Annotated in this window: 11 protein-coding genes; 6 read left to right on the plus strand and 5 right to left on the minus strand. The window is 61.0% G+C overall.

The features are described from left to right. Positions 1-110: 110 nt before the first annotated feature. A complete protein-coding gene (tkt, locus tag KSS91_RS26875) occupies positions 111-2108 on the minus strand; it encodes a transketolase (protein ID WP_015097167.1) in 1998 nt (665 codons plus the stop codon). 262 nt (positions 2109-2370) lie between these two features. Between tkt and KSS91_RS26880 the strand changes: the two genes are divergently transcribed. From KSS91_RS26880 to KSS91_RS26895, 4 genes are all read left to right on the plus strand, one after another. Then, positions 2371-3366 (plus strand): ArsR/SmtB family transcription factor, encoded by a 996-nt coding sequence (locus KSS91_RS26880; RefSeq protein ID WP_217836587.1) that lies wholly within the window; start codon positions 2371-2373, stop codon positions 3364-3366. Positions 3367-3384: 18 nt separating this feature from the next. Next, a complete protein-coding gene (gene metK / locus KSS91_RS26885) occupies positions 3385-4575 on the plus strand; it encodes a methionine adenosyltransferase (protein WP_008050251.1) in 1191 nt (396 codons plus the stop codon). Positions 4576-4828: 253 nt separating this feature from the next. Further along, positions 4829-6508: an NAD-dependent DNA ligase LigB gene (ligB, locus tag KSS91_RS26890; protein ID WP_217836588.1), complete on the plus strand. Its 1680-nt coding sequence runs from the start codon at positions 4829-4831 to the stop codon at positions 6506-6508. A gap of 96 nt (positions 6509-6604) precedes the next feature. Continuing rightward, positions 6605-7000: a DUF1090 domain-containing protein gene (locus KSS91_RS26895; RefSeq protein WP_102699240.1), complete on the plus strand. Its 396-nt coding sequence runs from the start codon at positions 6605-6607 to the stop codon at positions 6998-7000. A gap of 130 nt (positions 7001-7130) precedes the next feature. Here the strand turns inward: KSS91_RS26895 and KSS91_RS26900 are convergent, their stop codons facing one another. Beyond that, the gene (locus KSS91_RS26900) at positions 7131-7580 is read right to left on the minus strand and encodes a c-type cytochrome (protein ID WP_217836589.1); all 450 of its coding nucleotides are present in this window, start codon (positions 7578-7580) and stop codon (positions 7131-7133) included. Between the two features lie 128 nt (positions 7581-7708). Between KSS91_RS26900 and mltA the strand changes: the two genes are divergently transcribed. Then, positions 7709-8893 (plus strand): murein transglycosylase A, encoded by a 1185-nt coding sequence (mltA, locus tag KSS91_RS26905; RefSeq protein ID WP_217836590.1) that lies wholly within the window; start codon positions 7709-7711, stop codon positions 8891-8893. Positions 8894-9035: 142 nt separating this feature from the next. Here the strand turns inward: mltA and KSS91_RS26910 are convergent, their stop codons facing one another. Both KSS91_RS26910 and KSS91_RS26915 read right to left on the minus strand, forming a co-directional pair. Continuing rightward, a complete protein-coding gene (locus KSS91_RS26910) occupies positions 9036-9419 on the minus strand; it encodes an MAPEG family protein (protein WP_217836591.1) in 384 nt (127 codons plus the stop codon). Between the two features lie 49 nt (positions 9420-9468). Continuing rightward, positions 9469-10302, minus strand: coding sequence for an EamA family transporter (locus KSS91_RS26915; protein WP_217836592.1), 834 nt, complete (start codon positions 10300-10302; stop codon positions 9469-9471). Between the two features lie 319 nt (positions 10303-10621). Between KSS91_RS26915 and KSS91_RS26920 the strand changes: the two genes are divergently transcribed. Next, positions 10622-11791: an MFS transporter gene (locus KSS91_RS26920; protein ID WP_217836593.1), complete on the plus strand. Its 1170-nt coding sequence runs from the start codon at positions 10622-10624 to the stop codon at positions 11789-11791. A gap of 3 nt (positions 11792-11794) precedes the next feature. On the opposite strand, the gene KSS91_RS26925 is transcribed toward KSS91_RS26920, so the two are convergent. Continuing rightward, positions 11795-12691 carry a formate/nitrite transporter family protein gene (locus tag KSS91_RS26925; protein ID WP_217836594.1) on the minus strand — a complete coding sequence of 299 codons (897 nt, stop codon included), beginning with the start codon at positions 12689-12691 and terminating at the stop codon, positions 11795-11797. Between the last annotated feature and the right edge of the window lie 127 nt (positions 12692-12818).

Consider the following 12818-nt stretch of genomic DNA (forward strand, 5'->3'; position numbering starts at 1 on the left):
GAATGTTCCATTGTCATCGCGAGCAAGCTCGCTCCCACAGGGTATACACCGTCCATGTGGGAGCGAGCTTGCTCGCGATAGCGTCAGTTCAGACAACCCGATTTCCGGATTTAGTCTTCCAGCAGCTCTTCAGCCTGACCCAGGATGTTTTCCAGGGTGAAGCCGAACTCTTCGAACAGGGCCGACGCAGGCGCCGACTCGCCGTAGGTGGTCATGCCGATCACACGGCCTTCCAGGCCCACGTACTTGTACCAGTAGTCCGCGTGAGCGGCCTCGATGGCGATACGTGCGCTGACCTGCAACGGCAGGACCGATTGCTTGTAGCCGGCGTCCTGGGCATCGAACACGCTGGTGCACGGCATGGAAACCACGCGAACCTTGCGGCCCTGCTCGGTCAGTTTGTCGAAGGCCTGAACAGCCAGGCCGACTTCCGAACCGGTAGCGATCAGGATCAGCTCAGGCTCGCCTGCGCAGTCCTTCAATACGTAACCGCCACGCGCAATCTCTTCAATCTGAATCGCATTGCGGGTTTGGTGCTGCAGGTTCTGACGCGAGAAGATCAGGGCCGAAGGGCCGTCCTTGCGCTCCAGCGCATACTTCCAGCACACCGCCGATTCAACGGCGTCGGCTGGACGCCAGGTGTCGAGGTTCGGGGTGCAGCGCAGGCTGGCCAGTTGCTCGATTGGCTGGTGAGTCGGGCCGTCTTCGCCCAGACCGATGGAGTCGTGGGTGTAGACGTGGATCACGCGCTGCTTCATCAGGGCCGACATGCGCACTGCGTTGCGGGCGTACTCCATGAACATCAGGAAGGTCGCGCCGTAAGGCACCAGGCCGCCGTGCAGGGCAACGCCGTTCATGATCGCGGTCATGCCGAACTCGCGCACGCCGTAGTACATGTAGTTGCCGCTGGCGTCTTCGGCGGTAACGCCTTTGCAACCTTTCCACAGGGTCAGGTTGGAACCGGCCAGGTCAGCCGAACCGCCGAGGAACTCGGGCAGCAGCGGGCCAAATGCGTTCAGTGCATTCTGGCTGGCTTTACGGCTGGCGATGGTTTCGCCCTTGGCAGCCACTTCGGCGATGTAGGCCGCGGCTTTTTCGCTGAAGTCAGCTGGCAGTTCACCGCTCAGGCGACGAATCAGTTCGTTGGCTTCAGTCGGGAAGGCAGCGGAGTAGGCAGCGAAACGCTGGTCCCACTCGGCTTCGACAGCTTTACCTGCTTCCTTGGCGTCCCACTCGGCGTAGATGTCGGCCGGGATTTCGAACGGGCCGTGGTTCCACTTCAGCGCCGCACGGGTCAGGGCGATTTCCGCGTCACCCAGCGGGGCGCCGTGGCAGTCTTCCTTGCCTTGCTTGTTCGGCGAACCGAAGCCGATGGTGGTCTTGCAGCAGATCAGGGTTGGCTGCGTGCTTTTGCGCGCAGTGTCGATCGCGGTCTTGATCTCTTCCGGATCGTGACCGTCAACGTTGCGGATCACTTGCCAGTTGTAGGATTCGAAACGCTTCGGCGTGTCATCGGTGAACCAGCCTTCGACTTCGCCGTCGATGGAGATACCGTTGTCGTCGTAGAAGGCGATCAGCTTGCCCAGGCCCAGGGTACCGGCCAGGGAAGCGACTTCGTGGGAAATGCCTTCCATCATGCAGCCATCACCCAGGAACACATAGGTGTGGTGGTCGATGATGTTGTGGCCAGGACGGTTGAACTGCGCCGCCATGACTTTTTCAGCCAGGGCAAAACCCACGGCGTTGGCCAGGCCCTGGCCCAGTGGACCGGTGGTGGTTTCAACGCCCGGGGTGTAGCCAAGTTCCGGGTGGCCCGGGGTGCGGCTGTGCAGTTGACGGAACTGCTTGAGGTCATCGATCGACAGGTCGTAGCCGGTCAGGTGCAGCAGCGAGTAGATCAGCATCGAGCCGTGGCCGTTGGACAGCACGAAGCGGTCACGGTCGGCGAACGATGGATTGCTCGGGTTGTGCTTGAGGTAGTCGCGCCAAAGTACCTCGGCGATATCCGCCATACCCATTGGGGCACCGGGATGGCCGCTGTTGGCTTTTTGCACGGCATCCATGCTGAGGGCACGAATGGCGTTGGCACGCTCACGACGGCTAGGCATCGCTGTTCTCCTGGGGGACTTGAATAAAACGAAACGGAAAAAAGGCGAGCATTTTCCCTCACCCGGACGCCTCGGGGCAATGACAGATAGTCATCTGAAGGCGTTTTTCCAATGGATAACGACGTATTCGCCTGATGAAACCTTTCCGCCATCGGTTTGTTGACTGAAGCTAACGTCAAGAAGTGCCATCTATCGAGCAATATCAAAACTTTTTGATATTGCTCTTGCGATGCCTTCGACCCGTGACTAGACTGCCGGCCTTATGAATTTACGCGTGCCCTCCATTCAACATGACGATTGCGATGAGCTGGCGGCCTTGTGCAAGGCTGGCGGCGATCCCCTGCGGTTGAATGTTTTGCGCGCACTGGCCAACGATTCGTTTGGCGTGCTGGAACTGGCGCAGATCTTCGGCATCGGCCAGTCAGGCATGAGCCACCACCTCAAGGTCCTGGCCCAGGCCGGCCTGGTGGCAACGCGCCGCGAAGGCAATGCGATTTTTTACCGTCGCGCCCTGCCCCATACCGAACTGCTGGGCGGCAAATTGCACGCAGCCCTGCTCGAAGAAGTGGACAACCTGACGCTGCCAGCCGAAGTGCAGGCGCGCATCGCCCAGGTCCACGGGCAACGGGCAGCCGCCAGCCAGGACTTTTTCTCACGGGTAGCGGAGAAGTTTCGCGCTCAGCAAGACTTGATCGCCGGCCTGCCGCAGTACCGCGAAAGCGTGGTGGCCCTGCTCGACAAGTTGAGCCTGGACAAAGACGCCACGGCCATTGAAGTCGGCCCCGGCGATGGCGCATTCCTGCCGGAACTGGCGCGCCGCTTCTCGCAGGTCACGGCGCTGGACAACAGCACCGCGATGCTCGAACTGGCGCGCCAGGTCTGCGAACGCGACAAGCTGACTAACGTTAGCCTGCAACTGGCCGATGCATTGAACGGCGTCAGCCTCAAGGCCGATTGCGTGGTACTGAACATGGTGCTGCACCATTTTGCCGCGCCGGCCGATGCGCTCAAGCACATGGCCAATTTGCTGCAACCAGGCGGTAGCCTGTTAGTGACAGAGTTATGCAGCCACAACCAGAGTTGGGCCAAGGAGGCCTGCGGTGATCTCTGGCTGGGGTTTGAACAGGACGATCTGGCCCGTTGGGCCACCGCTGCGGGACTCGTTCCCGGGGAAAGCCTCTATGTAGGCTTACGTAATGGTTTCCAGATCCAGGTCCGCCACTTTCAGCGACCGGCTGGCGACACTCACCATCGGTAATTTCAGGAAAACATCGAGATGAGCGAATACTCCCTTTTCACCTCCGAGTCCGTGTCTGAAGGGCATCCGGACAAAATCGCCGACCAGATTTCTGATGCGGTGCTGGACGCCATCATTGCTGAAGACAAGTTCGCCCGTGTGGCGTGCGAGACTCTGGTGAAAACGGGCGTGGCCATTATCGCCGGCGAAGTCACCACTTCGGCCTGGGTTGACCTGGAGCAGATCGTTCGTGACGTGATCACCAACATCGGCTACACCAGCTCCGACGTCGGCTTCGACGGCGCCACCTGCGGCGTGATGAACATCATCGGCAAACAGTCCCCTGACATCAACCAGGGTGTCGACCGTGCCAAGCCTGAAGATCAGGGTGCCGGCGACCAGGGCCTGATGTTCGGCTACGCCAGCAACGAAACCGACGTGCTGATGCCTGCGCCTATCACCTTCTCGCACCAGCTGGTGCAGCGCCAGGCCGAAGCCCGCAAATCCGGCCTGCTGCCTTGGCTGCGTCCGGACGCCAAGTCGCAAGTGACCTGCCGCTACGAAAACGGCAAGGTTGTCGGTATCGACGCGGTCGTCCTGTCGACCCAGCACAACCCGGAAGTGTCGTACAACGACCTGCGCGAAGGCGTGATGGAGTTGATCGTCAAGCACGTGCTGCCTGCCGAACTGCTGAGCAAGGACACCCAGTTCCACATCAACCCGACCGGCCAGTTCATCATTGGTGGCCCGGTGGGTGACTGCGGCCTGACCGGTCGCAAGATCATCGTCGACAGCTACGGCGGCATGGCCCGTCACGGCGGTGGCGCGTTCTCCGGTAAAGATCCATCGAAGGTTGACCGTTCGGCGGCCTACGCCGGTCGTTACGTGGCCAAGAACATCGTTGCCGCCGGCCTGGCCGAGCGTTGCGAGATCCAGGTTTCCTACGCGATCGGTGTTGCCCAACCGACTTCGATCTCGTTGAACACCTTCGGCACCGGCAAGATCAGCGACGACAAGATCGTCAAACTGGTTCGCGAAGTGTTCGACCTGCGTCCATACGCGATCACCACCATGCTCGACCTGCTGCACCCGATGTACCAGGAAACCGCTGCGTACGGCCACTTCGGTCGCACCCCGGCAACCAAGACCGTTGGTGACGACACCTTCACCACGTTCACCTGGGAAAAAACCGACCGCGCCGACGCCCTGCGTTCTGCTGCCGGCCTGTAAGACTTCCCCGCAACACCCGAAGCCCCGCACGGTTCGCGCCTTGCGGGGTTTTTTATTGGCTTGCGCTTGAGACCGCGAGACCGCCTTCGCGAGCAGGCTCGCTCCCACATGACTAACTCATAACCCTGTGGGAGCGAGCCTGCTCGCGAAGAGGCCAGCACAGCCACCAGAAATACCCGGCAAAACACCCCCTCGCTGCGCCAACTGATACTGACCTAGCCTTCACGCACCTCACCGAGCAAGGACGCTCAAGATGCTTCCCGACCTGCGCCTGTTTTTCGCCGCCCTGCTGACCCTTGCCTGCCTGAATGCCAGCGCCACCGAGTGCCCGGACTGGCCATCCGAACGCGCTCTGAAGGAAGTCGGCACACTGCAACAGCAGATCGACTCATGGGACGACAGCTATCACCGCCAGGGACATTCACTGGTCGCCGATGAACTCTACGACCAGTCCCGTGCGCGACTCACCCAATGGCGCCACTGCTTCAACCTGAACCCGCCCGCAGACCCCTTGCGCACCGCGCGCGGCGCGCTGCCCCACCCCATCGCCCACACCGGCCTGGGCAAATTGCATGATCGGCCCGCCGTCGAAAAATGGCTGCGTGACCGGGTGGACGTCTGGGCCCAGCCTAAAATCGACGGGGTGGCGGTGACCCTGGTTTACCGTAATGGTCAGTTGGCCCAGGCCATCAGCCGCGGCGACGGCGAGAGCGGTCAGGACTGGACGGCTCCGGCACGACAGATTCCGGCCATCCCGCAGCAGCTATCCCGGCCTCGGGATTTGCTCGTGCAAGGCGAACTGTATTGGCGCCTGACCGATCATGTGCAGGCCCGGGCCGGCAGCCTCAACGCTCGCGCCACAGTGGCGGGTTTGATGGCGCGCAAAGTATTGAGCAACGAACAGGCCGCCGGCATCGACCTGTTTGTCTGGAACTGGCCCCAAGGGCCGACAGGCACTCTCGCCCGGGCAGAAGCACTGACGGAGCTGGGCTTCCCGGATACCACAGCCTACAGCCAGCCAATCACCTCCGTCTTCGATGCCGAGCGCTGGCGCGAATACTGGTATCGCGCCTCCCTGCCCTTTGCCAGCGACGGCATCGTCCTGCGCCAGAACCAGCGCCCGGCCGCCGAACGCTGGCAAGCCCGACCACCCTACTGGGCTATCGCCTGGAAATATCCCTTCGCCCAGGCACTGGCCGAAGTCCGCCAGGTTCATTTCAAAATCGGCCGGACCGGGCGGATCACTCCGGTGCTTGAACTGACCCCGGTGATGCTCGATGACCGGCAGATCAACCGCGTCAGCGTCGGCTCGTTGCAACGCTGGCGGGCGCTGGACATACGTCCGGGTGATCAGGTCGCCATCAGCCTGGCCGGGCTGACCATTCCCAGGCTCGATAGCGTAGTGTTGCGCAGCAGCGAGCGCGCCGAATTGAATGTGCCGAAGGCAGCGGACTTTCATTCATTGAGTTGCTGGCAGCCAACTCCGGGTTGTGAGGGCCAATTTCTCGCACGCCTGACCTGGCTCAGCGGCAAACAGGGTCTGGCGCTACCCTATGTCGGTCCGGGCACTTGGGAAAAACTTCTTGCAACAGGTCGCCTGAACGGTCTGCTGGATTGGTTGACCCTTGATGCCCAAGAGCTTGCTACCATTGACGGTTTCGGCGAACGCGGTGCGGCTCGCCTTGCAGACAGCTTCGACCGGGCCCGGCAACGCCCGTTCGCGCACTGGCTGAAAGCCCTGGGATTGCCGCCGACAGGTCCGGTGCCTCTCGGCGATTCATGGCAGACGCTGGCGCAGCGAGACATCGAGCAATGGCAGGCCGAGGCCGGTATCGGGCCGGGACGCGCGGCGCAACTGAACGCTTTTTTCCGCGATCCGCAGGTCCTGGCCTTGAGTGAAACGTTACGTGAAGCGGGGATTGACGGCTTTTAGCTGCCGGCCCTGTGCCCACCGGGAACCCCTGGGGACCGCTGGGCTCCAACAAGCCATTGCCACACCGGCCCGCTTGCCTTCTTACATGGAGCTTTTATGAAATTTCTTTCACCGCTCGCCCTCCTGGCCCTGTGCAGCATGCTGGCAACCCCGTTGATGGCGGACGAGGAAGCGCCGGGGCTGTCCGGTTGCGCAGCCAAGAAGCAAGGTATCGTCAACCAGATCGAATTGGCCAAGGTCCACGGCAACGCCGACCAGCAGGCCGGCCTGGAAAAGGCCCTGAGCGAAGTCGAAGCCAACTGCACCGACGCCTCGCTGAAGAAGGAGCGGGAAAACAAGGTGCTCGACGCCAGGCACGAAGTCAGCAAGCGTCAGGCAGACCTCGACAAGGCCATGAGCAAAGGCGACCCCGACAAGATCAACACGCGCAAAGACAAACTCGCCGATGCCCGCAAGGAATTGCAGGACGCTTTGGATGAGCTGGATAAGTAAGCACTGGCAACGAACATGGATCTTTGGTGCTACTAAAGCAGCCTTCGCGAGCAAGCCCGCTCCCACAGGGTTATGAGACCACCTGTGGGAGCGAGCCTGCTCGCGAAGACGTCAGACCGAACAACACCACTCAATGATCCCGAAACGCCTTATGACACGCACTGCAAGCATCTTCGACTTTCTGCACCGCCGGCCCCAGGTTGCTGGCCTTGTAGGGTTGAATCTGACTGGCGATCACCAATTCACCGGTGGCGGATTCAAGATCGCGGGCCATGCCCTGAAAGCGTGCCTGCTGCTCCCAGACATCGCTCTTGGCGCTGGTGTGATCCTCCTCGCGCGCCTGCGGAAAATGCTGCCACGGCTCACGGGACAATCCATCGAGCTTCACCGCGCCCTCGGCGAATTTCGGACCATCGAACGGGATACGCCCGCGCAACATGCCGCCCAGGTCTTCGCCGGTCTTGAGCATCTGCTTGAAAATGGCTTTGCGCTGACCGAGCGGCGAGTTGGGGTCAACACCGCCACAAGCGGACAATGTCACGCAGGCCAGCAATACAACAGAAAGTCTTTTAAGAGTCATGGTGGCTTCAGGTCACGGGAAACGGCGGCCAGTATCCTCGCGTCATCGGCAAAGACCAATAGCCCTATTATCAATAAGGGTTGCTTGAGCGCATGGAGCGATCAGGCAACCGGCAAAGGAATCACTCCATGAACAGCCGTTACAAGGCATGGCGTCACAGCCTGGCCTGGACCCTGCCAATGATGGCCCTGCTCGCCGGCTGCACCGGTGGCGACAAGCAACAACCGAAAACCCATGCCCTGGCCACTTACTCCAGCGCCACATGGGAAGCGCTGCCGGCGGTGTCCGACACCGACCTGATCGCCGGTTTCGGCTCCTGGCGCAGCGCCTGCACCCGACTCAAGGCCGACCCGGTCTGGGGTGGCACCTGCGCGGCGGCGGCCAACGTGCCGCAAACCGCCAGCGACATTCGCGGTTTTCTCAAACAGAATCTCGATGTGTATGGCCTGCGCGCCGCCAACGACAACCCCGACGGCTTGATCACCGGCTACTACGAGCCGGTCTATCCGGGCAGCCTGACCCAGACCGGCACGGCCAATGTCCCGGTCTATGGCGTCCCAGAAGACATGATCATTGTCGCCCTCGACAGTATTTACCCGGAACTCAAGGGCAAACGCCTGCGCGGTCGACTTGAAGGTCGCGTGCTCAAGCCGTACGACGATGCGGCCACCATCGAGAGCAAAGGGGTCAAGGCACCGGTCGTGGCCTGGCTGACCGATCCGATGAACCTGCAATTCCTGCAAATCCAGGGCTCGGGTCGTATCCAGCTCGATAACGGCCGCCAGTTGCGCATCGCCTATGCCGACCAGAACGGCCATCCGTATCGACCGATCGGCCGCTGGCTGGTGGAACAGGGCGAGTTGAAAAAAGAAGACGTGACCATGGGCGCCATCAGCACCTGGGCCAAGGCCAATCCGTCGCGGATTCCCGAATTGCTCGGCAGCAACCCCAGCTATGTGTTCTTCACCCGTAACCCGGACAGTAACGAAGGTCCGCGCGGTTCGTTGAACGTACCGCTGACCGCCGGTTACAGCGCAGCCGTGGATCGCAAGGTGATTCCACTGGGCAGCCTGCTGTGGCTGTCCACCACCAGGCCGGACGGCACAGCCCTGGTTCGCCCCGTAGCAGCACAGGACACCGGCGGCGCAATTACCGGTGAAGTCCGGGCGGATCTGTTCTGGGGCACCGGCGATGCAGCCGGGCAACTGGCCGGGGACATGAAACAGCAGGGGCAGATCTGGATGCTCTGGCCCAAAGGTGCGGCGTTGCCGCAAGTGCCGCAGGTGGCCGATGCGGTTAAAACCAATCCTTGAGTCTCGCATCGCCTGACAGATAGCTTTCGCGAGCAAGCCCGCTCCCACACCGGATCACTGTCGAACACAGAATCTGTGTCCACTGAGGATCAAATGTGGGAGCGGGCTTGCTCGCGAAGAGGCCTTGATTAGCGCCTGAGACTCAGACGGACACCACAAAGAAACTCACGATCAACGCCATCCCCACGAACCACATCAACGACCGCAGCATCGCCAGGTCCGCCAGATAGAAAATGATGAAAAGCAGACGGCTGGTGATGAACAGCACCGACAACACATTGATGGTCACCAATTCGGCGTTGCCCGCCAGGTGCGCCACGATCACCGCGGCTGCAAACGCCGGCGTCACCTCAAAACTGTTCAGCTGCGCCGCATTTGCCCGCTTGCCCAAACCCTCCAGGGAATCGAGAAACCCTCGTGGATCATGATTGTCTTTGAGTCGGAACCCGCCACTGACCTTCGCGACACCCGTGCACAGATACGGCAGGAAGATCGCAATCAAAATGCACCACAGAGCAACCGTCATTACGCAGTCCCTTCTTCAAGTTGTAGAAAATCGAATCCATCAACGGCGATCAAAACTTCATCACCAGTATGCCGATCAGCACCAGCCCACAGGCTAAGAGGCGTGGCCCGCCAAAAGGTTCTTTGAGGTAACGCATGCCAAACAGCACCACCAGAATGACGCTGATCTCGCGCAACGCTGCCGCTTCTGCAATCGAGCCCAATTGCATCGCCCACAGCACCAGAGCGTAGCTGAACAACACGCAAAACCCGACCGCCAGGCCCAGGCGCCACTGCTCGCGCCAGAACAGCATGAACGCGGGGCGCTTGCGTACCCATGCCAACAATGGAAACGGCCAGGCACTGAGCAAGGTGACCCAGACCAGGTAATCCAGTGGATGGGACCAGCGCCGCAAGGCCTGACCGTCGATGTAGGTGTAGCAACCGATGCACAGGCCGATCAACGCCACCACCGGCAGCATCGACCACGGCAAACGCGCACCGCCACCACCCTGCCAGAGCAGGCACAGCATGCCGACCGGGATCAGCAGGATTCCGAAAATCTGCTGATGGGTCAGCACCTCCCCGGCAAAAATCAGCGTCAGCGCCAGCACCACCAACGGTGACAGGCCGCGCATCAGCGGATAAACCAGCCCGAGGTCGCCGACCCGATAGGCCTGGATCAGCAAGTAGCGGTAGAGCAACTCGAACGCCGCTGATGCCAGGATCCATGGCCAGATCTCCAGCGGCGGCATGCTCAGGAACGGCACCATCAGCGCGACGAATAGCAACGCCACGCTGTCCATGCAGGCCACCACCAACAGCCGCTCCGCACTGAACTTGATCAGGGTATTCCACGCCGCGTGCAACAGCGCCGCCACCAACACCAACGCCGTCGCAAGCACGGCCCACTCCTTTTGTTGTCTACACGATCCCTGTAGGAGCGAGCTTGCTCGCGATGGACGTTAACGATAACGCGTGCTGTCTGGATAAACGCGTCGACTTGACGTCTTTCGCGAGCAAGCTCGCTCCTACAGAGAATCCGGGTAGAGAATTGATTCGCCATATGTCAGCAGCTGTTTATACTGCAAACGACCACGCCGCACTCAGTTGCGCACAGACCAATTCCAATAAAAATCCTGCACGACCCGCTCTCGTCGAGAACGGTCGTCGGCCTGCGTATGCCTGATCACAGCGTCAAGACTACCGACAGAGACCTTGCGCATGCCACTCGCTTTGCTTGCCCTCGCTGTTGCCGCCTTCGGCATCGGCACCACCGAATTCGTCATCATGGGCCTGTTGCCCGACGTCGCCCGCGATCTCGGCGTCAGCATTCCCGATGCCGGATTGCTGATCACCGGTTACGCCCTGGGTGTGGTGTTCGGTGCGCCGATCCTCGCCGTCGGCACCGCCAACATGCCGCGCAAAGCCACCCTGCTGGGCATGACGCTGATGTTCATCCTCGGCAATATGCTCTGCGCGCTGGCACCGAATTACGCCACGCTGATGGCCGCGCGGGTGATCACGGCACTCTGCCACGGCGCATTTTTCGGCATCGGTTCGGTGGTGGCTGCAGGACTGGTTGCCCCCAACAAACGGGCCCAGGCGATTGCCATGATGTTCACCGGCCTGACCCTGGCCAACGTGCTCGGCGTGCCATTGGGTACCGCGCTCGGGCAATACGCGGGTTGGCGCTCGACGTTCTGGGCGGTGTCGGTGATCGGTGTGCTGGCCGCGATTGCGCAATGGGTCTGGCTACCGAAAAACATCGCGATGGATAAAGCCAACCTGGCCAGCGAGTTCAAGGTGCTGGGCAAGGCCAACGTGCTGCTGGCCCTGGGCATGAGCGTACTGGCCTCGACCAGCCTGTTCAGTGTGTTCACTTACATCGCGCCGATCCTGCAGGACATCACTGGCGTCAGCCCCCACGGCGTCACCATCATGTTGCTGTTGTTCGGCGTTGGCTTGACCGCCGGCAGCATGCTCGGCGGTCGTCTGGCGGACAGCCGCTTGCTGCCATCGCTGGTGGGCATGGCATTGGCGGTGCTGGTGGTGCTGGCGGCATTCACACAAACCAGCCAATCGGTGATCCCGGCGGCAATCACACTGGTACTGTGGGGGACTTTCGCCTTCGCGCTGTGCCCGATCCTGCAACTGCTGATCATCGATCAGGCCCATGAAGCACCGAACCTCGGCTCAACGCTGAACCAGAGTGCCTTCAACCTCGGCAACGCCGCCGGCGCATGGATTGGCGGCCTGGTAGTGGCCAGCGGCGCGAACCTGGCGGACTTGCCATGGACCGGCGCACTGGTCAGCGGCTTGACCGTGCTGACCGCACTGTTCTTCATCTATCGCCAGCGTCGCGGTGCGGCTGCGCTGAATGTAGCGGGCTGAGCATCACCTTGATGTTTTTTTGATCTTCTGCGGATCAGCAGCTTCGCTCTGATCCGCTGATGCTTTCGGTGGCCCGCTTTCGCTGCGAATCTGCGCATGACTGATCAGCGCGAAAATAAAGCTGCCACCAATGATGTTCCCCGCCAGCGTCGGTCCGGCGAACACCAGCCAGAAGTCCCTCCACGGCAACTCGCCGGCAAACACCAGATACGAAACCTCCAGCGACCCGACGACGATGTGGGTGAAGTCTCCCAGCGCCATGAGGTAGGTGATGAGGATGATGATCCACATCTTGGCGCTCTCCATGGATGGAATCATCCAGACCATGGTCGCGATCATCCAGCCGGAAACGATGCCCTTGGCGAACATCTGGCTGGCGTGGTTTTCCATGACCTTGCGGCCGATATCGAGGAAGGCGACGTCGGTCTTGCTGTCGAAAATCGGCAGTTCCAGCATCACATACGCCACCAGCAAGGTGCCGCAGAGGTTACCGATCAGCACCACCGTCCACAGCCGCAATAGACGGCCGAAGTTGGTCAGGGTCGGTTTGGTCATCACCGGCAGCACGGCGGTCAGGGTGTTTTCGGTGAACAGTTGCTGACGAGCGAGGATCACCGCGAGGAAACCGGCGCAATAACCGAAACTGGCGATCACCTTGAATCCCTCGCCGTCCGGCAGCCGCGAATTGAGCAGGCCCATGCCCATCAGCGACAGGCCCATGGTCAACCCCGCCGCCAGCGCCGACCACCACAAAGCGGCAATGCTGCGCTCGAGCTCCTGATCGCCCTGGGTGCGGATGATCTCGTGCAACACTGCGGCGCGGGGCGGCTGGCTCTTTTCGACTTCATGCTCTTCTTGCACCGAAAGGTTCGGGGTCTTGCCGTCTTGTGCCGAGTTCATGATGTGCGCAACCAGTGGCGGGCTATTTAGCTACGACACGCGGGCGTTCTATTCCGTTCTGTAGGAGCTGCCGCAGGCTGCGATCTTTGATCTTTAAAAATCAGGATCAAAGATCGCAGCCTGCGGC

It is taken from the genome of Pseudomonas azerbaijanorientalis, assembly GCF_019139795.1.
GTDB lineage: Bacteria > Pseudomonadota > Gammaproteobacteria > Pseudomonadales > Pseudomonadaceae > Aquipseudomonas > Aquipseudomonas laurylsulfatiphila.